We start from the raw sequence: 23996 nt of genomic DNA on the forward strand, positions 1-23996 counted from the left end.
TGTCCTCGCCCTTCAGACCGTCCAGCACGATCCGGATCTTCTCTTCCGCCGAATACTGCTTGCGCGTCGCGCGGCGGATGTCCTTGACGACCTTCTCGCCGTGGCTCTTACGTGTTCCGGGTTTCTGTCTCATCTCCACTCCTTGGTGGTTACGATGGGCCAGAAACCCTCCCTTATCAAATCGCCCTAAACTGTCCCATCGACGCTGACGTCAGACAAAAAGCAGTGAATTCACCAAGGAAAATCCGGTATCCCGCGCGATGGAGATCGTGCTGGGCCAGCTCCATGAACACAATCTGGCGAAGGAAAGCGAAAGCCTCGCCAAATTCTACGCCAGTGTTGAACGCCGCGCCGCTGATGTTGTCACCGCCCATGGCCGTCAGGAACTGATCCTGAAACTCTATGACAGCTTCTTTAAGGGCGCGTTCCCTGTGCTGACCCAACGGCTGGGCATCGTCTATACCCCGGTTGAGGTGGTGGATTTCATTCTGCATTCCGTCAATGACGTGCTGAAATCCCAGTTCGGCCAGACGCTTGGATCAAAGGGCGTACATATCCTTGACCCCTTCACCGGCACGGGCACCTTCATCACACGCCTGCTGCAATCGGGACTGATTTCGCCCGAAGAGCTGGAGCATAAATATAAGCACGAAATTCACGCCAATGAGCTCGTGTTGCTCGCCTATTACATCGCCGCCGTGAATATCGAAACAGTCTATCACGAACTAGCTCAGGGCGCGCTGAGCGACGACACCCCCTATGAACCTTTCAAGGGCATTCTCCTGACCGATACGTTTCAGATGTACGAGCAGGAACGCGATATGATCGCCAATCTTCTGCCGGACAACTCAGAACGCCGCACACGGCAGAAAGAGCTGGATATTCGCGTCATCATCGGCAACCCACCTTATTCGGCGGGGCAAGGTAGCGCCAACGACAACGCGGCGAATATTACCTACACGAGTTTGGATGCGAAGATACGGGAAACCTACGCCGCGCATTCAAGTACAACGAATAAACGCGCTCTGTACGATAGCTATATTCGCGCAATCCGTTGGGCGAGCGACCGGATCGGGGATGCCGGTGTCATGGCCTATGTCTCTAACGCTGGATGGGTAAACGGCAATGCGGCGGACGGTCTACGTAAATGTCTGGCCGAGGAATTCAGCGACCTCTACGTGTTCCATTTGCGGGGAAACCAACGGACATCGGGCGAGACTTCTCGCAAAGAAGGGGGCAAGATTTTCGGCTCCGGTAGCCGCGCCCCGATTGCGATTTCGGTATTCGTAAAGAACCCGGATGCCCCCGGGCATGGCAACATCCATTTTCACGACATTGGTGATTATCTGGATCAAAAACAAAAGCTGGCCATCATTCGTGAGTTCCAGTCCATTGGTGGTATTGCACGAGCAAACGAATGGCAGTCAATTGAGCCTGATGAAAACAGTGATTGGCTTGATCAGGTTGATCGGAGTTTTGATCGTTTCATTGAAATTGGCAGCAAAGATCAGGCTAGCAAAGCTCCGACAGTCTTCGGGATGTATACCAGCGGGGTCAAAACCAATCGCGACGCGTGGTGCTTTAACGCTTCCAAACAGCATCTTTGGGATCTGATTCAAGAAGCGACTGCAGCTTACAATAGGTATGCCGTTCAGAATGACGCTACAGGCTCAGACGCACGTGAGTTTAGCTGGTGTCAGAAAACGAAATCCGCAGCCGAGAGAGGTGTGCAATATCAACCGGACCAGTCCCGATTGTTCTTGTCAGATGCACGTCCCTTTTCGAGAAGTTGGCTGTATACGGATAATTTCCTCAACTGGAGCGCCTATAAGACGGGACGTCTCTTCCCGTCAAACGACGCGCAAAACCTTGCCATTGGTGTTTCGAGCAGAGGATATCGCGGTGAGTTCTCGGTGATGATGTGTTCGCAGATACCGGGTCTATACTTGGCAAGCATGGACTGTAGTGAGTTTTACCCCCTCAACGTCTATGAAATGTCTAGTCCTGATGATGACTTGTTTGCAGTCGACGAAAGCGAGAATGGGCTAACTCGGCGAGACGGTATCACTGATGAGGGTTTGGCTCATTTTGAAGTGTCATATCCGGGACAAGAGATTAGCAAAGAGGACTTGTTCTTCTACATCTACGGTCTTCTGCACTCGCCTGACTATCGCAAGCGGTACAAGAACAACCTACCCAAACAGCTCCCCCGCATTCCAGCGGTCAAGAGCTTTGATGACTTCGCCGCCTTCCGCGATGCGGGCCGCGCCCTTGGTGATCTTCATGTGAATTTCGAGAGTGTTGATCCATACATGGCCACATTCAAAGAAGGCGACCACCGCCTGATCCCCGAGGCGCAGGAAGACCCCGTCGCCTTCTATCGCGTCAAACACACGAACAAGTGGAAATGGGGCGGCAAGGGCAAGGAAAAAGACCTGTCCACGGTGATCTACAACGACAACATCACCATCCAGAACATCCCGCTGGAGGCCTATGGCTACGTCGTCAACGGCAAACCCGCGCTGGAATGGGTGATGGAGCGCCAAATCGTCAAAACCGACAAGAAAAGCGGCATCGTCAACGACGCCAACGATTACGCCAACGAAACCGTTGGCAACCCGCGCTACCCACTGGAATTGTTCCAGCGCGTGATCACCGTGAGTCTTGAGACGATGAAAATTGTGAATGGCCTGCCGGGGCTAGAGATTGATTAAGGTATTAAAATGACAGAGCCACGCGATCCAAATCTCGAAACCCTAATCGCCCATGCTGGAACGCCCAAAGGCATTGTAGAGGCTCTGGAAAAGCCAAAGGGAAGCCAATTCTATCGCTGTGCTTTTCAAGTGAACCCGTTTGAATATGGTCAGCGACACGCTAAGGGCGCAGAGTTTTCGTCAGAAAGTGACTACAACGATGCGATGGCTAAGGCCTGTCGCGAAAACGGCGTACAGGTTGTTGCAATCACAGACCATTTTCGCTTCGATGCATCGATTACCCTTGCAGACCGGCTTAGAGCTGATGGCATCACCGTCTTTCCCGGCTTTGAGGCGAACTCTGCGGAAGGAGTCCACATCCTATGCCTATTCCCCCCCGCCACAACCGCCTCGGAAATGAATGCTTTGATTGGAGCGTGCGACGTTCGCGATCCAAAGGCGGACTCTCCGATTTCCAACAAAACCTGTGAACAACTGTTTCAGCTCGTGCAAGAGCGTGGGGGAATTGCAATCTCTGCCCACGTGACGCTGAGCGCTGGCTTACTAACGACCTTGAATGGCACCTCAAGAATGAATGCTTGGACTTCGAAGCACCATCTGGCAGCTGCCATTCCAGGTCCAGTCGATGATGTCCCAAACGGGTTGTCGCAGATATGCAAGAACAAAAACCCTGACTATCAACGCAGCCGTCCAGTCGCATTCCTGAATGCAGCGGATATTTCACAGCCGGTTGATTTCGCAAGAGATGGGGCAACATGCCTTGTGAAGATGACGGACATTTCAATCGAGGGCTTAAAGCAGGCGTTCCTTGATGCGGAAGGTCGTATCCTGCTCAATTCGGACGGGATACCCGCCGAATATATTCGGCTTGTTGCTCTTTCTTGGGACCGTGGTTTGCTGTCCCAGCAATCAATTGCGCTTAATGCAGGCTTAAACGTGCTGATTGGCGGGCGCGGAGCGGGCAAATCCACCATTGTGGAGAGTATCCGTTACGCATTTGGGCTTGAGCCGAAGGGCAAGGATGCATCGTCTACTCATAAGGCAATGATGAAAGAGTTGATGGGACAAAAGGCCAGCGTCGCGATTTTGCTACATTCCCCAATGCCGTCCCCCGGTTACTATCTTGTGGAGCGCAATTATGGACAAGATCCACGGGTCAAAGATCAAAATGGTGATATTATCCCGAGCCTGAAGCCCCTAGACCTTATTCCGGGGCTTGAAGTCTACGGACAGCATGAGATTTCCGAGTTGACGCGGGACCGCGCCAAACTAGCAGGTATTCTCAAGCGTTTTATCGGCGAAGAAGACAAAGAAAACGTCGCGATGGACGGTATCCGTTCGAGGCTCAGAACATCACGTGGCGGAATTGCGGATACCCGTCGCAAAATCGAAGAGCTCGATGAAGCTCTGGCGGCTTTGCCGGGGCTTCGTGAAAAGCTGAAACGCTTTCAGGCCACTAACTTAAGAAAACACGCAGAAGAAAAGACAGCGGTTCAAGCGGAGGCTCGGTTGCTTGAAGCAATGTCAGCCATGGTGGCAGGGATTGAAACGCAAGCGCAGCAGCTACAACCTGCCCGAGAAGAGGCCGATCTTTTTTTGCCAGCTGAAGCCGATCAAAATCTCCCGCATCGCTCCACATTGGAGCCAATTCAGAAAATTGCTCAGGATTTGCATGATGCATTGAGGGCGGCATCGGTAGTTGTAGCGGAAGCGCACAAAAAGGCAGAACAGGATCTAGAAGCAATTAAAACAAGCTGGGAACCTCTTCGCGAGGCTGCAAATAAGCGCTTCGAAGATGTCAAATCGGAACTTTCCAAAGAGGGTTACAACCCTGATGAATATGTTAGTCTCGATGACCAAGTCGCGCGGCTGGAGCCAAGGCAAGCCGAAAAGACCGCCCTTGAAAGTGAACTGGAAGCGGCCCGGCACACCCGTCAGGGTATTATCGACGAATGGGAGAAGGCGGATTCTCGCGCTTTCGGCGAGCTTGAGAGGGCAGCAAAGCGGGTTTCGAAGAAATTGAAGGGGACCGTAAAGGCAGTAATTCAGCCAAGCGCAGCGATTGAACCACTTCGAGATGTATTTCGAGGGCATGTTGATGGAAACATCAGTCAAGCACTTGGAAAACTGGAAGAGATTGAAGCGCTTTCTATGTCTCAGCTTGCGGATAATATTCGCGATGGGGCCGACACCCTGATGGCGGAGTATGGTTTCACCGAAATCGGGGCGAGAAAGATCGCTGATGCGGGTGAAACTCTTGCTCTTGAGGTAGAAGAGTGCCGGATTCCTCCAGAAGCAATAATTGAGCTGAATGTAGGGCGTGAAGGTGCAGATAATTGGAAAAGGCTTGAAAACCTGTCAGCAGGGCAAAAAGCCACTGCGGTTCTACTTCTCCTTCTTCTGGATGCGGATGCGCCATTGATAATCGATCAGCCTGAAGATGATTTAGACAACCAATTCATCGCTGGCCGGGTGGTTCCAATTATGCGCGGTGGTAAGAAGCGGAGGCAGTTTATTTTCTCAAGCCACAACCCGAACATTCCGGTGCTGGGTGATGCTGACCAAATCATTGGGCTGACACCAACAGTAGAGGACGCTGTTGATCGCACAAAAGTCACCGACGAAAACTGTGGCTCAATCGACAAGGCCTCGGTTCAACAACTGATCAAGGATTTGCTCGAGGGTGGAGAACAAGCATTTACAACCCGGCGAACGAAGTATGGCTTCTAAGCCATGCAATGACTTTCCAACTCACAGGGAGGTGTAAACTGTGGTGCGATCCAGTTGAGATAATTATTTTGAAACAATTTCAAATATTTATAATTACTGTATGTAAGGCTTCGTCACGGCAGTAAAATTGTCGCGACATCATGGTTCACGGAATAACTTGTTACCACACGCATGCATGGCAAAGTTTGCCATAATTTTTGACAATCTCGTGCATTCGTGCTACAAAGCACCAGCAACGGAGAATGACCCATGGCAACGATGAATGTTTCTCTTCCTGATCCGATGAAGTCTTGGATTGATGGACGGCTTGAGGCGGGCAGCTTTAGCAATACCAGTGATTATGTCCGACATCTGATCCGCCGTGATCAAGAACGTGAGGAGGCAATTGAGGCTTTGCAGGCCGCAATTGATGAAGGCGTGAACAGCGGTCCGCCAGAGGAATTTGACTTCAAAACCTTCAAGGCACGGATGCGCGAACGACATGTCCGAAAATAACCTGACGGGGTATCGGCTCACGCCAGCGGCTCAGAATGATCTCGAAGATATCTGGTATTACACGATGCAGAATTGGTCAGCCGCGCAGGCTGATCGGTATGCTGATATCTTGGAAGACACCTTGGATCGTCTGGTGTTTATGCCGGAAATGGCCCGTGAGCGGCTGGAATTTAACCCGCCAGTGCGCATCCATCCGAGCGCTGAACATTTGATTGTGTACTGCATTGAGGATCATCATCTTGCCGTCTTGCGTGTCCTTGGCGCAAGCCAGAATTGGCAAGCTATTTTGCGAGCGGTCGATCAGTAAACTGCGACAGATGGTGAGGGTCAATTTTCGCGTAATCCATCTTGCCCGGCGTATAGCTATTGGTATTCGGGCCAGCTTCTCCGTTCTTTTGCAGAGGGAAAATAGTTGGTATAGGTTTCGACATAATCCAGAATGTATTTTTCGTCCCAACAGGCAGGGTCGCTTTCATCCGCAATTATGGCACCGACGACCTTTCTTGCATCCTCTTTATCCATGCCTTTGCAGAGCTGCATGAGTTCAATGGTGAGGTCTATCGCCCGGTTGGTGAATTTCGCGCCTTGTGCGGCGGTAATCGGTGCTGGTTGCTGGGTGAATAGCACGTTGAGGTCGCAATCGAACTTGGACAGAAGCCGCGCCAGTGCAACACTCGGAATCGGCTTTTCCCCGTGCTCATAATCGATGTAACTTCTCCGCGAGACGTCCATGACCGTCGCCATCTCAACCTGCGACAAACCTTTCCAGCTTCGAAAGAACTTTAATCCGATGTCGGGGCGAACCTTTTCGAATCTTTCCTGCTCGTCATTCGCAACGGCTTGCTCTCCAAGCATTCTGTAATACTCCTTTTCATCCCAATTTTGGGTGCCTTTGAGGAAATTAGCCATTGTTATAAATCCTACATATCAACTTTTGTGCAGCATGTTGCACTTAATGCTTAGTGTAGCAAAAATGAGTTGTCGATATTTTTTTCCTGCGTTTGAGTGTCCTCAATCGGAGGAAAAAACGTGTCTCAGATCGTTGAAAAAGCACTTACACCAGAAGAGTGGAGCCTGAAGCTTCAGGCAAGAGGTGTGTTGATCTCGCCCCGGACAATTCGTTCCAAAGCGCGTGAATATGATCAGTATTATTCGCTGGGTCGAATGATGATGCTTCTGCCAGAACATATTGACGAAATGATGCGGCTGGAATCGCTTGCGATGCAAAGCAAAAACAAGGCGCAGCTACAGACTATAGATGGGCTGAAGTCATGAAGCGCCCAACTCTATTATTTGCAAACGATAGGAATGCGGCGGCGCTGTTGGACCTGAAACCGAAAGATTTTCATGGACTTGTCAGTGAGGGCGTTTTGCCAAAACCGATGAGGATCGGTGATTTTGAACGATGGGATGTTGAGCAGCTGCAATCCATTGCGCGTGGCGATGCTATCGACGGGAGCGAGGTAATTGAATGGTAAGTCGGCGCAAGAAATATCTGTGGCAGCATTCGTCCGGTCGCTGGTACGTGCGTAAATGCGTCAATGGCAAGATGATCTATCTTGGACGCATCACGGCTAAGGAAGACACTGCCGAATTTGACCATCAGTATTGGGAAATCGTGAGCGGCAAGAGAGCGGAGGCGAAAACCTCATGGACCGCGTTGATTGCTGCAATGCGCGAAACTGATAAGTGGGCGAATTTTTCGCCTCGGTATCGCAAGGATCTGGAACCTGTTTTTACATATCTGACTGAAAAGATTGGCAAAGCGGACGTGGTGCGCCTGACACAAGCCGATATTTACGATGCGATGGAAAAGAACAAGCATCGGGTTCGGTTCGCAAATTACATCCCGACTGCGATCAGCATGTTGTCCAAGCTGGCGATCCGCAAACGGTGGCGCAAGGATAATCCTGCGATTGATATCGAGCCGCTCAAAGTTCCGAAGGCGCGTAAAAAGCCACATGTGCCATGGACTGATTGGGCGGTGGAGAAGCTGCGTGATGAGGGAGAGCCGTTGCCCGTGCTGATCTTCGAGATCGGCGTGGGCAGTGTGCAGCGCCCCGGTGATTGGGTGGATTTCCAGTGGGGCGATTATGATGGCGAAACCCTGAAGCTACGCCAGAACAAAACTGGCAAGCCTTTGCTCCTGCCTTGTACTGAGGCGTTGAAAACCGCACTGGACCGGGCGAAGGCCGAACTAGGGTTCGTTCCACATCCCTTGCGACACATCCTGACACGGGCGGACGGCTCGGCGATGGATTATCACGCGATGGCGCGGGTGATGGTGCGAGAGCGTAAGCGGCTGGGCCTGATGGCCTTTGACCAACACGCATTGCGATATCGTGGTGTGATGGAGTTGGCGTGGGCTGGTTGTACCGACGACGAGATTGCCAGCTTTAGTGGACACACTTCCAAGGCCATGATCGTCAAATATGCAGGTGAGGCGCGGCAAATCATGCTTGCGCGTCAGGCCGCAGCAAAGCGCAAATGACATGCGAACAGAACAAGCACAGAACGAGAAACTGATACCTGAGGTGATACCCCATGACAGCAGAAATCCATAAGTCATTGATTTTATTGGAGGCGAGTACCGGAATCGAACCGGTGTACACGGATTTGCAATCCGCTGCGTCACCACTCCGCCAACTCGCCTCAGCTCGTGGTCGCATCCGATTATCTGATCGTCCCGGCGCTTGCAAGCCATTCTGCGCGGCCTTCGGCCATTGTCCGGCGCGGGGTTCTGTGTCACAACCCTGATACAGGATCATGAACATAAGAGTTTAGCTGATGACCGACTATGCCACGCGCCGCACCATGATGGTTGATACCCAGATCCGACCCTCGGATGTGACCAAGTTTCCAATCATCGATGCCATGCTCAGTGTCCCGCGGGAGGCCTTTGTGCCCCGCGCCCTGCGCGAAGCCGCTTATGTGGGCGAAAACGTGTCCCTGGGCGGGGGACGTGTTGTACTTGAGCCACGCACCCTGGCTAAGATGTTGGATGCGTTGGAAATTCAGGGGGATGAGCTGGTGCTGGATATTGGCTGTGCACTGGGCTATTCTACTGCTGTGATGGCGCGCATGGCCGAATTGGTCGTGGGTGTCGAAGAAGATGACAGCATGGCCGCCGAGGCCCAGACGCTGTTGTCCGAAAACGGCGCTGATAATGTGGTTGTTCATCACGGGGCCCTGACCGCCGGTGCAGGCGAGCATGGCCCTTACGACGTGATTGCCGTGCAGGGTGCTATTCAGCATCTGCCCGAGACGATCACCGACCAGTTGAAAGAGGGAGGACGCATTGCCTGTCTCTTTATGGAAGGTGCTCTGGGCGTTGTGCGGATAGGGTATAAAATCGACGGCGACATAAGCTGGCGGTTTGCGTTCAATGCCGGAGCACCGGTTTTGCCGGGCTTTGAAAAACATGCGGCCTTTACGCTCTAGGTATTTCAAGGCGTTGGGCAGACGATTTGAAAGGGCAGGGAATGAAACATTTGATGAAATCGGCCATGCTTGGTGCGGCTGTGGCCTTGTGCCTGGCGGCACCCGTACGGGGGGAAACCATCGCGGATGCGCTGGCGGCGGCCTATAACAACAGCGGCCTTCTGGAACAAAATCGCGCCCTGTTGCGGGCCGCGGACGAAGACGTGGCGATTGCGACGTCGCGGTTGCGCCCGATCCTGAACTGGACGGCGGATCTGACCCGAACGTTTGGCAAAACCAGCACATCGAACCGCCGCACAGGCATTCGATCGACCGATGCGAATATCGGCATCACCGCCAGCCTGCTGCTCTATGATTTCGGACGCACGGAGTTTCAGATCGGTGCCTCGCAGGAAACCGTGCTTGCGACACGCCAGGCGCTGGTCAGCGTTGAACAGCAGGTGCTTTTGCGCGCGGTGCAGGCCTATATGAATGTGCGCCGCAACAGCCGGTTCGTATCGCTGCGCGAAAACAACCTGCGTTTGCTCAATCAGGAACTGCGCGCGGCGCGGGACCGGTTTGAAGTGGGCGAGGTGACCCGCACCGATGTGGCCCTCGCCGAAGCCCGGCTGGCCAGCGCCCAAAGCGGGCTGGCCGCTGCGCAGGGCGATCTGTTGCAGGCTATCGAAGAGTTTCGCTCGGCCGTTGGCCGCAAGCCCGGCAGCCTGCAGGTGCCCCGTCGTATTCCCAATCTGAAGGGCGATGTTGAGGCGGCCAAGGCCGTCGCCGTGCGCAAGCATCCCGATATATTGCGCGCACAGCGGGATATCGCTGCGGCTGAACTGAACATTCTGGCGGCTGATGCGGCGATGAAACCTTCGCTCAGCCTGACCGGCCGATTGGCGGCGGGCGAAGAGGTCTATGGCGATGATTACAGCCGCACGGGCAGCGTCGGCCTGTCGGTCACCGGCCCGATCTATCAGGGCGGTGCGCTGTCTGCGACCAAGCGCAGGGCGATGGCGCAGCGCGACAACCTGCGGGCGCAGCTGCATCTGGTGCGTCTCGACGTGATGCAGAATGTCGGCAATGCCTATGCCAGCCTGCGGGCTGCGCGTGCCGGAGTGGCCGCCAGCCAGCAAGAGGTGCGCGCCGCGCGCGTTGCCTTTGAAGGGGTGCGCGAAGAGGCCAAGCTGGGCGCGCGTACAACGCTGGATGTGCTGGATTCAGAACAGGATCTGCTGGATGCCGAGGCCAATCTGATCTCTGCCGAGGCCGATGCCTTCATCGCCTCATATGCCGTGTTGTCGGCGATGGGTGAACTGACGGCGAAAGATCTGCGTCTGAACGTGCAAACCTATGATCCAACCGCCTATTACAACCTTGTCAGAACTGCTCCTGTGGCCAAATCTCGGCAGGGGCGTCAGTTGGACAAGGTGCTTGAATCGCTCGGCAAGAAGTAACCTGCCGCGCAAGGCACCCGGCTGTGATCATCCGGTCATTGTGAATGTCCATTGCGTTGGGTTTGGATGCCCGTGACGCGTGCTTTGACCCCGGCATATGTGCTTGGCTGGCAAAATTAAAACCTTTCCTAACAGGTTGTGCGATTGGGCGCCCAAAGGTAAACTGATCGCAGGCAAGAGTGGTAAAAGATATGTCCGATCCCGTCACGAATGTGGAAATCGAAGACGTTTTGTCGTCGATCCGTCGGCTTGTTTCGGCGGATGATCGCCCTGAAAAAGAAGCCCCTCAAGAGGATGCGGCGGCTGACAAGCTGGTGCTGACCCCTGCCTTGCGCGTGGACAATGACACCGCGCCCGAATCTGATGACAGCGTTGCGGATGAGGCGGGTTTTGATGCCGCGTCAGACGATCAGCATGCGGCCGACGAGAGTGTTGATACAGGCGAGGCGCGCGATCACGACGTGCCCGAAGATGTCTGGGACGACGGTGGCGTTGATGACGAGGATACGTCGCAAAGCGATGCCCCCCAGAATGACGGCCTTGACGACGATCCTGAGGAAGAGATCGCCGGGGACCCTGAAGAGAGCGCTGTCGACGCGGGTGAAATTCCGGGTGCAACCTCGGTTCTGACAGCGCATATTGCCGAGATTGAAGATGCCGTTGCCGCCCGCGAGGATGATTGGGAACCCGATGGTGAGATCGGGGATGACAACGCCGCACAGCCCATGACCGCGCTGCCATGGCAGGATCACCTTGCCACTGACACAGGACAACCCGAGGGGCCGATGGCGGCCTCGGAAACCGAAGGTCTGGACCCGTTCGTGCCCGAGGATGATCCGTCGGATGATGCCGAATTCTATGCCGAAGAGGTTGTCGCCGACGATCCCGCACCGGCCGCGAAACCCGGAAATGCGTTCCTTGCGGAAGACGATCTTCTGGAAGAAGGCGCCGAGGCGATCATAGACGAAGACACGCTGCGCGATCTGGTGACCGAGATTGTCCGCCAGGAGCTGCAGGGCTCACTGGGCGAACGCATCACCCGCAACGTGCGCAAACTCGTTCGCCGCGAAATCCAACGCGCACTTGCAGCGCAGGAGCTGGAGTAAGAGCCGACGGTCTTAGATGGTTGGATGTCTGGCTGGCGGAACAAAGCGGACACCCTGATCAGCCGCACGATGGCCAGACCGCGGGATGGCGAGCCGACCTCTGTGCGAGGCGCTTTATGGCCGCCAAATCCGTACAAGATCAAAACGATGCGCCTTCCTCACCAAATCGCCAGCCCTTGCGGGCGGCCCCCCTGCGTCGATTGCAAGGCAATCGACTTTCGGTCAACGGACGATCGCGCGGCAGCCTGCGGCCTTGATTCCGCGCGGGGGGATGACCACCAAGGGCTCAAAGCCGCGGTTCGGCAGATAGCACACCAATGGTCATGGCGCGCGTTGCCGCTACCGCTTGCGGTCGCGGCGGCTGCTCATCGGTTGAAAGGCCACGCCCACATGGGCCTCGCAATAAGGCTTGCCCGATTGTACCGGCAGCCCGCAGAACCAAAAATCTTCCGTGGCGGGATCGCCCACGGGCCACTTGCAGGTCCGCTCGGTCAGCTCCATCAGGTTCAGCTTCTTGGCCTTCTTCTCGATCTCGTTGACCTTGGCCAGCGCCGCGGGGTCAATCTCGTTGGCCGAGGGCTGCGGCGGCAGGCGTTGACCGGCCGGTATGATCGCCGCGCGGGCACGGGTCATCGGGGCAGGGGCCTCGGCTGCAGGCGCCTCTGCGGCCGGTTTTGCCGCTGGCTTGGCCTTGGCCGCCGGTTTTGCCTTGGCGGCCGGTTTGGCATCGGCCTTTGCCTTGGCCTTGGTGGCATCGCTCTTGCCGGTGCCCGACCGGTTCGACAGGCCCAGACGGTGCACTTTGCCGATCACGGCATTGCGGGTCACCCCGCCCAGTTCCTTGGCAATCTGGCTGGCCGACTGGCCCTCGCCCCACATTTTTTTCAGCAGCTCTACGCGCTCGTCACTCCAGGACATACGCTCATCCTTATCTCAAAAGGCGGCACTCAGCGCCGCCTTTGACCAAAATTCGTTCAGTCCCCTATTCTAATCACCCGCGCCTGAGTTACAAGACATCGAATCACGCGAAGGGCACCCGCATATGCTAACCGATCAAATGGGCACGCGCCGCTTCGGCCGGGTGAACTGGCTGGGCCTTTATACACTGGCCTCGCGCGAGGTGCAGCGCTTCCTGTCGGTCTGGACCCAGACGATCTGCGCGCCGCTGGTCACGGCGGCCTTGTTCCTTCTGATCTTCTCAATCGCCATCGGTCCGCGCCGAGGCGAGGTGATGGGCGTCGAATTCACCACCTTCATCGCCCCCGGCATCCTGATGATGACGGTGATCCAGAACGCTTTTGCCAATACCTCCTCTTCGATCGTGATCTCCAAGGTGCAGGGCAATATCGTCGACACGCTGATGCCGCCCCTGTCAGCGGGCGAAATCGTGCTGGGCTACCTGGCCGGATCGATTGCACGCGGGGTTCTCGTGGCCTGCGTGATCGCGCTGGGGCTGGCGCTGTTCCTCGGGATCGTGCCACAGCACCCGCTCTGGGCGCTCAGCTTCGCGGTTCTGGGATCGGCCTTTCTGGGCGGGCTTGGCATCGTTGCAGGCATCTTTGCCAACAAGTTCGATCAGATGGCAGCGATCACCAATTTCATCGTCACGCCGCTGGCCTTCCTGTCGGGCACGTTCTACTCGGTGCAGGATCTGCCGCCGGTGCTGAACGAAATCACCCATCTCAACCCGATCTTCTACCTGATCGACGGGGTGCGCTACGGGATGATCGGTGTCTCGGACAGCGCGCCGGTGCTGGGCTTGGCCGTGGCGGTCACGGCCACGCTGGCAATCTCGATCCTGGGCTGGGCAATGATCGCGCGCGGCACGCGGCTCAAGGCGTAACGGCTTTACCGACAGGTCCGCTCGGCCGCATCGCCATAAGCGCGGTAATCCTTCCAGAATTTCTCGTGGCTGGGATTGTCCGACTGGCGGATTTCCTGTGCGCGATGCGGGTCGTCATAAAACCCGACTGCCATGCGCTGTTGCGAATTGCTCAGCGTGTTGTCCGCCACCGCCTGGATACAGCCGCACAGCTCGCGCGAGCGTGCCTTGCGTTCCGAGGCCATACAGGCCTTTTGCAGCGGCCCGCTGGCAAAGGGCTTGGCCACGGGCACCACGGCCACTTGTGTCGGCGTGCTCTGCGCCACGCCCGGCGTGGTGACCCCCACCACCGTCGGGGTGATCGGGATCGGCGCCGATATGGGCGCGGGTCTGGGCGCGCCCCCTTTTCGGGCCTTGTGATAGCCCCCACAGCCCGCAAGGGCCGAGATCAGTACCAGTAAAATGACCTGCTTCATAACATCGCCTCTTTATCCCGGTCGGCGTCGGGGCGTTTCGCCCTCATATGCCTGCTCACCTATACCGTTATGATGGTTTTGCCCGATCCGGCGCGGTTTTTCAATTCACAAGATGGCGGGAGGCTGCGAAATCCGGGCCGGGCGCTCAACTCAGAGCCCGCACGATCATCACCCCCGCCCAGGCCGACACCCCCGTCAACAGCGTGCCCCAGGTCAGGTCCACCGCCACCATGTGCCAGTTCCAGTGCTTCAGCGTCGCCAGATTGGTGAACTCATAGGTGCCATAGGCCAGCGCGCCCAGAATGGCCCCGTTGACCAGCGCCATCGTCGGGTTACCCGCCTTCAGCGCCGGCAGCGAGGCGAAATAGAGTACCCCGGCAATATACGCCGAATAAAACGCAAACGCGGGCCCAATCCGCACAGACTCGGCCAGCAACTCACCGACATAGCGATCAAACACCGGCTTGATCAGATAGCGCAGCCCAAAGAAATCGAGCCCGAAAAACACGAATGCTGTCGCCAGATAAAGCCAGATGATCTGCATGTCGGACCTCCTTTGCCTCCCACCTAACCCATCCGCGTGGCCTGTCCACCCCGCACGGGCCATCGTCAGCCCCCGGGATGGCGATCCCGACGGGAGTTGCGAAGCACTTTATTCCCGCAAAATCCGTATACAGAAGAATTGGCGCGCTACCCTCAACCAATCGCCAGCCCAAAGGAGGGGGCCACCTGCATCGATTGCTTTGCAATCGCCTTTCGGTCAACGGACGATGGCCCGGGGCGCTCCGCGCCTGTTAACCGGGCTGGCTGCTCAGACACTATCGTCGGCAACACCCGTAGGGCGGGGTTTCACCCCGCCATCACTGCATCAACTTCCACCAACGTTCTGCTGCCTCGATCAATTCGCCAATCTTATCAGAATTCTGGGTAAGCCACGCAACACTGGCCGTTCCTCCTGCAGCCCCCACCGTTACAACGAAAGCTGTCAGCGCCTTATCGACCTTCTTAGCTGCCCAAATGCCCGCCGCCTTCATCACACCGATGATAGCACCAATGGCTTTCTTGACCCGCTCTAGGTTGGGCGTGTCCGAGGCGGCTTCCTCCTCAAGGTCCCGCGCCGCCGCCCATATGATGGTCACCCCATCTTGGGTCTTCACTGCGTCATCAATCGAGTCCGGTGGGTTGTTGTCCCCAATCCCTCTCGAAGGAGCGGCAGCAACAAACGCAGCCTCCCGTAGATCACCGGCTCGTGTCTCAACCTCAAACGCCGCCCTGATACGCTCAATCTCTTCCGCAACCTTCTCCGGCCCGGCCTCCCAGATGGCATCGTCAATCAACGCAACCCGCCGCTGAAGCTTCCAGTCCATCGGCTTTCCATCGAGAAACCCTTGATACCACTCGCGCCAGAAGGACCATTCTGGGCCGCTCTCCAGCAGATTGCTATTGGTTATCAATGCCGAAGCCAGCCAGTCCGGCTCACCTAGCTGGTGCCACAACGCGGTCTGAAAAAGGTCTTCAAATCTGATGTCAGTATCGGCATTGGCGGCGGCAAGGGTGGCCGTACAGGCCACGGCACCGGCTGCAACGGGATAGACGGCGGGATAGGCGGCATAGGCGACGGCATCGACGGCGTCGGCGGCACTGAGGGCATAGGCGGCATCGGCGGCGGCTCTGACCTTGGGGGTTGGCATTTTGGCCGAAACCCCCGAAGTCAGAATGGCTCGCACTGACGAGAGCGCAAGATGTTTTTGCTCCTTAGATGGTTTCGAAATGTGCGCCGTAAATGGAAAACCCCGCAGCGCTGCCCGCATTACAAACAAGACGCAAGTCTCCTGTGATTGTGCTCTCAGCCACGTCTCGAATTCTTTCCGGGTCTTAATTGCCAAGCCAATTTCCTTCACCTCTCTCTCCGGCAGCATAGCCGTTGCGGCTTACCATTCAACCGACGCTTGACCACCCCCCCAAACCACTCCATATCCCCTCACCATGACACCGCTTTCCCATATCCGCAATTTCTCCATCGTGGCCCATATCGACCACGGGAAATCCACGCTGGCGGATCGCCTGATCCAGTCCACCAACACCGTGGCCGAACGCGATATGAAAGAGCAGCTGCTCGACTCCATGGATATCGAGCGGGAACGCGGCATCACCATCAAGGCCAACACCGTCCGCATCGACTATACCGCCGAGAATGGCGAGGCCTATGTGCTCAACCTGATCGACACCCCCGGCCATGTTGATTTCGCCTACGAGGTCTCCCGCTCCATGCGCGCGGTTGAGGGCTCACTGCTGGTGGTGGACTCCACGCAAGGCGTCGAGGCCCAGACACTGGCAAACGTCTATCAGGCCATTGATGCCGATCACGAACTGGTCCCGGTTCTGAACAAGATCGACCTGCCGGCCAGCGACATCGACCGCGTGGCCGAGCAGATCGAGGATGTCATCGGCATTGACGCCTCTGGTGCCATCCCCGTCTCCGCCAAAACCGGCGAGGGCATTCATGAGACGTTAGAGGCCATCGTCCAACACCTGCCCGCCCCCACGGGCGACGCGGATGCCCCGCTCAAGGCCATGCTGGTCGACAGCTGGTATGACGCCTATCTCGGCGTGATCGTTCTGGTGCGGATCATGGACGGGACCCTGAAAAAAGGCGATCAAATCAAGATGATGCAGACCGGGGCCAAATACGGTGTCGACCGCATCGGCGTCTTCCGCCCGCAGATGGAGACCGTCGACCAGCTCGGCCCCGGCGAAATCGGCTTCATCACCGCCTCGATCAAACAGGTGCGCGACACCAAAGTCGGCGACACCATCACGCATGAGAAAAAGGGCGCGACAGAACCGCTGCCCGGCTTCAAACCCTCGCAGCCCGTGGTGTTCTGTGGCCTTTTCCCCGTGGACTCGGCCGAATTCGAGGACCTGCGCGACGCCATTGAAAAACTCGCCCTCAACGACGCGTCCTTCTCCTCGGAAATGGAAAGCTCGGCGGCGCTGGGCTTTGGCTTCCGCTGCGGCTTCCTTGGGCTGCTCCACCTTGAGGTCATCCGCGACCGGATCGAACGCGAATATAATATCGAGCTGATCACCACCGCGCCCTCGGTGATCTACCACGTCTACATGCGCGACGGCTCCAAGATCGACCTGCACAACCCCGCCGACATGCCCGACATGACGCTGGTCGATCACATCGAAGAACCCCGCATCAAGGCCACGATCCTGGTGCCGGATGAATACCTCGGCGACGTGCTCAAACTCTGCCAGGACCGCCGCGGCATTCAGCTTGACCTCACCTATGCGGGCAGCCGCGCGATGGTGGTCTACGATCTGCCGCTCAACGAGGTGGTGTTTGACTTCTACGACCGCCTGAAATCGGTCACCAAGGGCTATGCCTCGTTTGACTACCAGATGGAGGGCTACCGCGAGGACAACCTCGTCAAGATGCAGGTGCTGGTCAATGAAGAGCCGGTCGATGCCCTCTCGATGATGGTCCACCGCGACCGCGCCGAAACCCGTGGCCGCGCCATGTGCGAAAAGCTCAAAGACCTCATCCCCCGCCACATGTTCAAAATCCCGATCCAGGCGGCCATCGGCGGCAAGGTCATCGCGCGCGAGACGCTATCCGCCCTGCGCAAAGACGTGACCGCCAAATGCTACGGCGGCGACGCCACCCGGAAGCGCAAGCTTTTGGACAAGCAGAAAGCGGGGAAGAAAAAGATGCGCCAGTTCGGGAAAGTCGATATCCCGCAAGAGGCGTTTATCTCGGCGCTGAAGATGGATGAGTGACCCCTCCAACCTGCCGTAGGGCGGGGTTCACCCCGCCTTGGATGTTGGAGAGACGCCGATCTCATGCCAGATACATGCCAGATATGGGTGGAAGAGTGGTGCAGAGCCGTGGGTAGATGTCAGTTAGGCTAACTAGCATGGCTCCATACGTCTGAGAAAACTTAGCCCAGCGGTTTCCTCTGCTTCCTTTGGACCAACACCGGTTGATCTCACACGCATTACTGTCAATGCAATACGCATTAGGGTAAAAACGTTTTGGTGAGCAAGATAGGTCAACCATGAGACCACTACCCGGTTAAAAATATCGCGCAATTCTTGCCTCATTCCATCAACGTCTCGGTCAAATGCTTTTATCTGTTCGACATCAATTGTGGGGCCGTTCCCACGCGCTTTTAGTACTCTTAGAAGAGCCCAATGTCCTCGTTTGGATGAAATGGACTTATTCATCATCTCAATCATTTCCACTACCGAGTCGGGAATCTCATCTGGAGTCTTAAATAGGCTGTCACATGAATCAAAAAACGTCTCGGATGAAGAGACGAGCAGCTTGTTGGAAATTGAGCGCGCACGGAGATATATCGTGAATACAATTACTGTACCCACCGACACAGCCGCGAAGCCTGCCCAACCGATGACCGTCATGATCATTTGTTGTCTCCCTTTTCTACCCGTTTCGACCGCTTTTTCTTTTGGCGCTGAATTTTCGCATCAAGCAGTTTACTCTTACGAGCAGATTCCGCCCTAATTACGGCCATTTCGCGAACATGTGTCAAGATCGTTCGCAATCTTAGAGTGACAAGTACCAGCAGTAAAACGGCATATAGTTCCCATTTGGTAAACGAAAAGGTCTCTGCGAGAACTCTTACCTCTTTTAATACTTCAACAATATCCATGCAGTGATGCTCGTTAATCAATTGCCTGCGGCAATGACCTAGCATTGCGCTTTTTCCCGATAAACTAGCAGAAACTCGCCGACCTGCAAGCTAGAGGCGTGCTCTGGCAAGCGTAGGGCGTGTGTTTGCACGCACCACCCCACCCCCTGAACCGGCGCATTGGTGCGTGAAATCACGCCCGGGGCTCCGCCCGTTCCCGCCTCAAACCGTCCCCCGGACGGTTTGCCGGGCGTTGCCCGAACCGGCGCTCATCCCTACATCATCAAATCCATATTGGCCGGCTGAAATCCCGCCCTACATCGCCATATCCATGCCGGGCATATACCGCGTATCCCGATGTACGCTCGAATACCGCCACTCCTCGGGCCGCGCGACAAACCCATGCTTCACCGGGTTCATCCAACAATACCGCACATGCGCCCAATAATCGGCCTCGTCGCGAATGTGATGCTCCCAAAACCGCCGTTGCCAAATGCCCACCTCACCCTTGTCATGCCGTAGGCCGGGGTTCACCCCGGCAAACCTTCCGGATGCGACAACCGGCAAACGGGGTGGCGGGGTGAACCCCGCCCTACGGACGGACATTGAAAACCGGCTTTTGATCAACCGCCATCGCGTTGAAAAATCCGCATCCCCCTTTGGCAATGTCCAAACGCAATGCACATGATCCGGCAACACCACGAACGCATCTATCTCAAACGGACGCTCGGCCTTCGTCACCCGCACCGCTTCCCGCAGCCGCACAATCTCGTCCACCAACAAGGACGATCCGCGCTGCGCCAACGCCACGGTGAAAAACACGCGCGCGCCTGTGATCTTTGGTCTGCGATAATTCGACATGCCCCTACCATGCCGCGCGTATGGTTAACGCCGTCTAAACCTCTCCCACCACCGCCGCGTCCGCCTCGGCTCCCCCACCTCCGTCATCAACTCCCCACCCGGAATTGGCTCCATCCCGACGCTTTGCAAAATCTCGCGTTCCATCAACCGGTCCAACTGCACCTGATGCACCTGTTCCGCCGCCTCATGCGCGGTTTTCGCCTTCAACCCGCGTCCGAACATAAACCGCGCCGGGCGGCGGCCGTTTTGCACGATGTCCTCGATCTCTTCTTCCTTCCAGATGCGTTTCAGCTCGGCCATCGACACCACCGCCGCCACCGGTTTGCCGTGCCGCGTCAGGATCACGGTCGAGCGCGGGTCCTGCACCTGCGTGATGATCGCCGATAACCTGTCCCGCGCCGCCGAGGTCGACACGGAAAACGAGGGTCCATAGTCCAAAATCAGCCTCCTGAATTCTGTACAAAATGGGTTTTGGGGCCGTCAGAGTTACCCCGAAATGTACAAAGCGATTCTGCCCGCATCGCGCGGTGCGTTAAGGAATGGCCAGAAATCGCCTTTGCAGGTGCAGAAAAACCGCCTTGGACGGGAAATTCACCAAAACGCCACTTACCCCCAGCGCAACCCTGCTGAAATCCATGCAAATTCCGATTTATCCACAGGAGTTTCCGGAGTGATATCAACATGTTATCCCCAAGAAATTTTCATGCTGCACTGCTATTTTCTTGCCCGGACCCGGATCATTGGCGAAAGTACCTTTACTGCAGCGGGTTTTCGGACCCTCAGCAGGACGCGCTGGCCGGGTTGCCGATGCGGAGATTGCGAACCTTCGGGTGAACGACCTTCGATACGCTTCCATGGTCTGTGTCAGACCCTCGGACCATCTTCGGATGGATCGGGCAGACGGCGCAGGACAGAAGGGCAGAGCGGGTCGCAAAGGATCTTATGATCCCGCGTGACATGTCCGGTTTCCTTCGGGAATTCGGGCGGTTACCGTCCTTCGGGGAGGTAACAGCGGCGGGTTTTCGGACCCAATGCAGCCTTGTTCCTTCGGGGACAGGGTCGTCACAAACCCTTCGGGGCGCGTGGCAGCGACGGTTCTTCGGAACCCGAGCATTGATCTGATACGGCCTTCGGGTCTGATCAGTTCAGGAAGGCGTCAGGAGAATGCGAAGACCGCGTCTGAGCACCTGGCGCCTTTACTGATTCCAGCCCCCAAAAAAGGAAACGAGGCCCGCCGCCCCTTGGCAACCGGACCTCGCCGTCAGAATGCGACCGCGTCTTGCACCTGTACATTTTGGGTATACTTTAACGATTCCGGGATCAACAAAATCTTGTGTGCTTTTTGAAGTTTTCTACTGTCGGTGGGCAAGAAGGTCACATCTTGTGAATTGCCTATCGCACCCCCCAATCTGACCCAAATCAAAGTCCCCGGCGCGCCTTGATGATAGCTTTTGCCCATAACATCAACGCCCTAAGGAGGCCCTCATGTTTCGGCTCGCTTTGATCTTGCATCTCTTCATCGGTTCCACCCTCGCCGGGTCCGCCGTGATCGCGACTTTGGTCGCGGGGCAGGATACAGTACAGATGATCATTATTGCCGCGCTTGTGGGTTTTTTAGCAGCGTTTCCAATCAGTTGGATGGTGGCAAAGAAGCTCTATGAAGAGGGCTGAGGCGGGCTATCGATCCAGCCAGGCCCGCACCGCCGCTTCAAATTCACGAGGTTTTTCGGCGTGGAGCCAATGCCCCGCGCCGGGGATTTTCAGAAAACCCGCCTGCGGGAAAAGCGCTTTTATGTCAGGTCGATACTCGCGCTTGACGTAATCGGACTCGGACCCCGACAGGAACAATGTTGGTTTGTCGAATTCCCCGCTCACCGCAGGGAAGCCAAGAATCTTGGGCATCTCATCGGCCAGCACATCCAGATTGAGTCGCCATTTTTTCTCTTTCACATCAAGTGATTGGGTGAAAAAGCTTCGCAGGATCGGGTCTTCTACATGGCTCGCCAGTTGCGCCTCGGCATCCGAGCGCCGCTCAACACTACCTAGGTCCACGGCCCGCATCGCCTTGATGAACTGGATTTGGGAATGGGTGTATCCGACCGGTGCGATGTCCGCCACGATCAGGCGGTTGACCATCTCAGGTTGAAGAAGCGCCAGTACCATCGCGGCCTTACCGCCCATGGAATGGCCCAACACGTCGAACGGGCCGGTCAGATTGCCCAACACCTCGGCAAGGTCCTCGGCCATGTCAGGATAAGATTGCGTTTCATTCCAGGGGCTTAAGCCGTGGTTGCGTTGATCGACGGCGATCACCTCGCGGGTGTCAGACAGCCGTTTGGCAATCACACCCCAGTTGCGCGCCGAGCCGTAAAGTCCGTGCACAATCAACAATCCAGGTTGGTCGGTCGGTGCGCCATGGCGGATCATGTTCAGCATGGCCTGTTCTAACGCAGGGAAAAATCAGGGGCCAGCCCTATTGAGGCGGCGCATCGGGGATTGTATGGTGCGCTGCGGGAGATAACCAAGTGATTGATCCAAAAGAGCTAAACCAGAAAGTCGACACGTTGAGCGAGCTTCTGCGAAGCAAGCTTTCCGTTCGGGGGCGCACGCTGGAGGCCCGCTTGTCGCAAGCGGGCCGGACCCTGCCGAAACGGCTGCATCGTGCCGGGCAAACCATTGTAGACGCGCAGAAAAAAGCGGCCCACCCCCGGCTGGCGCTAACGGTAGATCCTGACCCGGTCAAAGCGGCCTATCAGGAAATCACAGCGCATCTCAAAACCATCGACCCTGCTGATCGACGCAAAGGCAAGCTGCTCAACTGGTTGGGCGGTCAGGTGTTTAATCTGATGGTGATCATCGCGCTGCTGGTTATTTTGCTGCGCTGGCAAGGCATGATCTGAGCATAGAAAACCCCGCGCAACCTGTGGGTCACGCGGGGTAAAAGCCTTTTTAGATCAGAGGTTTGGGTAAAGCGGGAAGTTTTTCAGCATCCCCGCCACTTCGCCCTTCACTTTCTCTTCAACAGCCCCGTTGCCGTCCGGTCCATTGGCAGCCAGCCCGTCGACCACTTCGACGATCCAGTCGGCGATCTGGCGGAACTCGGCCTCGCCAAAGCCACGCGTGGTGCCCGCCGGTGTGCCCAGGCGCAGGCCGCTGGTGACCGTGGGTTTTTCAGGGTCAAACGGCACGCCGTTCTTGTTGGTGGTGATATGCGAGCGGCCCAGGGCGGCATCGGCGATGTTGCCCGTCACATTCTTGGGGCGCAGGTCAACCAGCATCACATGTGTGTCGGTGCCACCGGTGACGATGTCCAGCCCACCCTTGATCAACTGATCAGCGAGGGCGGTTGCGTTCGCCTTAACCTGTTGTTGATACGCCTTAAATTCGGGGCGCAGCGCCTCGCCGAAAGCGACGGCCTTGGCGGCGATCACATGCATCAGCGGGCCGCCCTGAATGCCGGGGAAAATGGCCGAGTTGAATTTCTTGGCCAGGGCTTCATCATTGGTCATGATCATGCCGCCGCGCGGACCGCGCAGGGTTTTGTGCGTGGTGGTGGTTGCCACATGGGCATGCGGGAAGGGCGAGGGGTATTCGCCCGCCGCGATCAGACCGGCGAAGTGGGCCACGTCGGCCATCACATATGCGCCAACCATATCGGCAATCTCGCGAATGCGGGCGAAATCGAGATGACGTGGAATGGCGGAACCACCCGCGATGATCATCTTGGGCTTATGCTCTTTGGCCATCGCTTCCATCTGATCGTAATCCACGTTCAGGTTGTCGCGGCGTACCCCGTATTGCACGGCGTTGAACCATTTGCCCGACTGGTTGGGCGCGGCGCCGTGGGTCAGGTGACCACCTGCATCCAGGCTCATCCCCAGAATGGTGTCGCCGGGCTGTAGAAGCGCCTGCATGACCCCTTGGTTAGCCTGCGAGCCAGAGTTGGGCTGCACGTTCACAAAGCCACAATCAAACAACTGCTTGGCGCGTTCGATGGCCAGTTCTTCTGCGATATCAACATATTGACAGCCGCCATAATAGCGCCGACCGGCGTAACCTTCGGCGTATTTGTTGGTCATGACCGAGCCTTGCGCCTCCATCACGGCGGCCGAGACGATGTTCTCGGAGGCGATCAATTCGATCTCGTCCCGCTGGCGGCCCAGCTCTTTGGTGATGGCGGCGTGAAGGTCAGGATCGCGCGAGGACAGCGCCTCGGTGAAGAAACCGGAATCAGACATAAGACAAAGCTCCAAC

At 56.5% G+C, this 23996-nt stretch carries 25 protein-coding genes, 1 tRNA gene and 1 pseudogene; 15 read left to right on the forward strand and 12 right to left on the reverse strand.

Annotated features, from left to right (window positions below; translation table 11 throughout):
- Positions 1-233: 233 nt before the first annotated feature.
- The 5 genes and pseudogenes from V6N02_RS16315 to V6N02_RS16335 all read left to right on the forward strand — a co-directional run.
- Positions 234-362, forward strand: a pseudogene (locus V6N02_RS16315) (hypothetical protein); the annotation flags it as partial.
- Positions 363-821: 459 nt separating this feature from the next.
- Positions 822-2714, forward strand: coding sequence for a type ISP restriction/modification enzyme (locus V6N02_RS16320; protein ID WP_371227536.1), 1893 nt, complete (start codon positions 822-824; stop codon positions 2712-2714).
- Between the two features lie 9 nt (positions 2715-2723).
- Positions 2724-5444, forward strand: a complete 2721-nt coding sequence (locus V6N02_RS16325) for a TrlF family AAA-like ATPase (protein ID WP_371227173.1) — start codon at positions 2724-2726, stop codon at positions 5442-5444.
- A gap of 249 nt (positions 5445-5693) precedes the next feature.
- Entirely contained in the window at positions 5694-5939 is a 246-nt protein-coding gene (locus V6N02_RS16330; protein WP_371227175.1) for a type II toxin-antitoxin system ParD family antitoxin, read from the forward strand.
- Positions 5926-6246 carry a type II toxin-antitoxin system RelE/ParE family toxin gene (locus tag V6N02_RS16335; RefSeq protein WP_371227177.1) on the forward strand — a complete coding sequence of 107 codons (321 nt, stop codon included), beginning with the start codon at positions 5926-5928 and terminating at the stop codon, positions 6244-6246. Before V6N02_RS16330 ends, V6N02_RS16335 begins: the two co-directional genes overlap by 14 nt.
- Positions 6247-6302: 56 nt before the next feature.
- Here the strand turns inward: V6N02_RS16335 and V6N02_RS16340 are convergent, their stop codons facing one another.
- The gene (locus V6N02_RS16340; protein WP_371227179.1) at positions 6303-6848 is read right to left on the reverse strand and encodes a helix-turn-helix transcriptional regulator; all 546 of its coding nucleotides are present in this window, start codon (positions 6846-6848) and stop codon (positions 6303-6305) included.
- A 120-nt stretch (positions 6849-6968) separates the two neighbouring features.
- Between V6N02_RS16340 and V6N02_RS16345 the strand changes: the two genes are divergently transcribed.
- The 3 genes from V6N02_RS16345 to V6N02_RS16355 are packed head-to-tail and all read left to right on the forward strand — an operon-like array spanning position 6969 to position 8430.
- Entirely contained in the window at positions 6969-7214 is a 246-nt protein-coding gene (locus V6N02_RS16345) for a DNA-binding domain-containing protein (RefSeq protein WP_371227181.1), read from the forward strand.
- Entirely contained in the window at positions 7211-7417 is a 207-nt protein-coding gene (locus V6N02_RS16350; protein ID WP_371227183.1) for a hypothetical protein, read from the forward strand. The genes V6N02_RS16345 and V6N02_RS16350 overlap by 4 nt, the downstream gene beginning before the upstream one ends.
- Entirely contained in the window at positions 7411-8430 is a 1020-nt protein-coding gene (locus V6N02_RS16355; protein ID WP_371227185.1) for a tyrosine-type recombinase/integrase, read from the forward strand. The genes V6N02_RS16350 and V6N02_RS16355 overlap by 7 nt, the downstream gene beginning before the upstream one ends.
- Before the next feature lie 87 nt (positions 8431-8517).
- On the opposite strand, the gene V6N02_RS16360 is transcribed toward V6N02_RS16355, so the two are convergent.
- Positions 8518-8591, reverse strand: a tRNA-Cys gene (locus V6N02_RS16360).
- Between the two features lie 135 nt (positions 8592-8726).
- Between V6N02_RS16360 and V6N02_RS16365 the strand changes: the two genes are divergently transcribed.
- The 3 genes from V6N02_RS16365 to V6N02_RS16375 all read left to right on the forward strand — a co-directional run bounded on the left by V6N02_RS16365 (position 8727) and on the right by V6N02_RS16375 (position 11925).
- A complete protein-coding gene (locus V6N02_RS16365; protein ID WP_371227187.1) occupies positions 8727-9380 on the forward strand; it encodes a protein-L-isoaspartate O-methyltransferase family protein in 654 nt (217 codons plus the stop codon).
- Between the two features lie 41 nt (positions 9381-9421).
- The gene (locus V6N02_RS16370) at positions 9422-10819 is read left to right on the forward strand and encodes a TolC family outer membrane protein (protein ID WP_371227189.1); all 1398 of its coding nucleotides are present in this window, start codon (positions 9422-9424) and stop codon (positions 10817-10819) included.
- A gap of 191 nt (positions 10820-11010) precedes the next feature.
- Positions 11011-11925, forward strand: a complete 915-nt coding sequence (locus V6N02_RS16375) for a hypothetical protein (RefSeq protein WP_371227191.1) — start codon at positions 11011-11013, stop codon at positions 11923-11925.
- Between the two features lie 339 nt (positions 11926-12264).
- Here the strand turns inward: V6N02_RS16375 and V6N02_RS16380 are convergent, their stop codons facing one another.
- Complete coding sequence (locus V6N02_RS16380) at positions 12265-12843, reverse strand: GcrA family cell cycle regulator (RefSeq protein WP_371227193.1); 579 nt, start codon at positions 12841-12843, stop codon at positions 12265-12267.
- A gap of 124 nt (positions 12844-12967) precedes the next feature.
- Here V6N02_RS16380 and V6N02_RS16385 point away from each other — a divergent pair, with 124 nt between their 5' ends.
- Positions 12968-13768, forward strand: coding sequence for an ABC transporter permease (locus V6N02_RS16385; RefSeq protein ID WP_371227196.1), 801 nt, complete (start codon positions 12968-12970; stop codon positions 13766-13768).
- A 5-nt stretch (positions 13769-13773) separates the two neighbouring features.
- Here the strand turns inward: V6N02_RS16385 and V6N02_RS16390 are convergent, their stop codons facing one another.
- The 3 genes from V6N02_RS16390 to V6N02_RS16400 form a co-directional block, all read right to left on the reverse strand.
- Complete coding sequence (locus V6N02_RS16390) at positions 13774-14223, reverse strand: hypothetical protein (RefSeq protein ID WP_371227198.1); 450 nt, start codon at positions 14221-14223, stop codon at positions 13774-13776.
- Positions 14224-14368: 145 nt separating this feature from the next.
- Positions 14369-14767, reverse strand: a complete 399-nt coding sequence (locus tag V6N02_RS16395; RefSeq protein WP_371227200.1) for a DUF2177 family protein — start codon at positions 14765-14767, stop codon at positions 14369-14371.
- Positions 14768-15083: 316 nt separating this feature from the next.
- Positions 15084-16109 carry a hypothetical protein gene (locus V6N02_RS16400; protein ID WP_371227202.1) on the reverse strand — a complete coding sequence of 342 codons (1026 nt, stop codon included), beginning with the start codon at positions 16107-16109 and terminating at the stop codon, positions 15084-15086.
- Positions 16110-16209: 100 nt separating this feature from the next.
- Here V6N02_RS16400 and lepA point away from each other — a divergent pair, with 100 nt between their 5' ends.
- Positions 16210-18009 carry a translation elongation factor 4 gene (gene lepA / locus V6N02_RS16405; protein ID WP_371227204.1) on the forward strand — a complete coding sequence of 600 codons (1800 nt, stop codon included), beginning with the start codon at positions 16210-16212 and terminating at the stop codon, positions 18007-18009.
- A 132-nt stretch (positions 18010-18141) separates the two neighbouring features.
- On the opposite strand, the gene V6N02_RS16410 is transcribed toward lepA, so the two are convergent.
- The 4 genes from V6N02_RS16410 to V6N02_RS16425 form a co-directional block, all read right to left on the reverse strand.
- Positions 18142-18657 carry a hypothetical protein gene (locus V6N02_RS16410; RefSeq protein WP_371227206.1) on the reverse strand — a complete coding sequence of 172 codons (516 nt, stop codon included), beginning with the start codon at positions 18655-18657 and terminating at the stop codon, positions 18142-18144.
- On the reverse strand, positions 18654-18902 hold the full coding sequence (locus V6N02_RS16415; protein ID WP_371227209.1) for a hypothetical protein: 249 nt from the start codon (positions 18900-18902) through the stop codon (positions 18654-18656). Before V6N02_RS16415 ends, V6N02_RS16410 begins: the two co-directional genes overlap by 4 nt.
- Positions 18903-19196: 294 nt before the next feature.
- A complete protein-coding gene (locus tag V6N02_RS16420) occupies positions 19197-19742 on the reverse strand; it encodes an REP-associated tyrosine transposase (protein WP_371227211.1) in 546 nt (181 codons plus the stop codon).
- 24 nt (positions 19743-19766) lie between these two features.
- Positions 19767-20180 (reverse strand): type II toxin-antitoxin system Phd/YefM family antitoxin, encoded by a 414-nt coding sequence (locus tag V6N02_RS16425; RefSeq protein ID WP_371227213.1) that lies wholly within the window; start codon positions 20178-20180, stop codon positions 19767-19769.
- 1047 nt (positions 20181-21227) lie between these two features.
- Between V6N02_RS16425 and V6N02_RS16430 the strand changes: the two genes are divergently transcribed.
- The gene (locus V6N02_RS16430; RefSeq protein WP_371227215.1) at positions 21228-21413 is read left to right on the forward strand and encodes a CTP synthetase; all 186 of its coding nucleotides are present in this window, start codon (positions 21228-21230) and stop codon (positions 21411-21413) included.
- A 6-nt stretch (positions 21414-21419) separates the two neighbouring features.
- Here V6N02_RS16430 and V6N02_RS16435 read toward each other — a convergent pair whose 3' ends face one another.
- Entirely contained in the window at positions 21420-22178 is a 759-nt protein-coding gene (locus tag V6N02_RS16435) for an alpha/beta fold hydrolase (protein WP_371227217.1), read from the reverse strand.
- An 89-nt stretch (positions 22179-22267) separates the two neighbouring features.
- Between V6N02_RS16435 and V6N02_RS16440 the strand changes: the two genes are divergently transcribed.
- Positions 22268-22642, forward strand: a complete 375-nt coding sequence (locus V6N02_RS16440; protein WP_371227219.1) for a hypothetical protein — start codon at positions 22268-22270, stop codon at positions 22640-22642.
- A gap of 54 nt (positions 22643-22696) precedes the next feature.
- Here V6N02_RS16440 and glyA read toward each other — a convergent pair whose 3' ends face one another.
- The gene (gene glyA / locus V6N02_RS16445) at positions 22697-23980 is read right to left on the reverse strand and encodes a serine hydroxymethyltransferase (protein WP_371227221.1); all 1284 of its coding nucleotides are present in this window, start codon (positions 23978-23980) and stop codon (positions 22697-22699) included.
- Positions 23981-23996 lie beyond the last annotated feature (16 nt).

Origin of the sequence: Roseovarius conchicola (assembly GCF_041403425.1) — a bacterium.
GTDB lineage: Bacteria > Pseudomonadota > Alphaproteobacteria > Rhodobacterales > Rhodobacteraceae > Roseovarius > Roseovarius conchicola.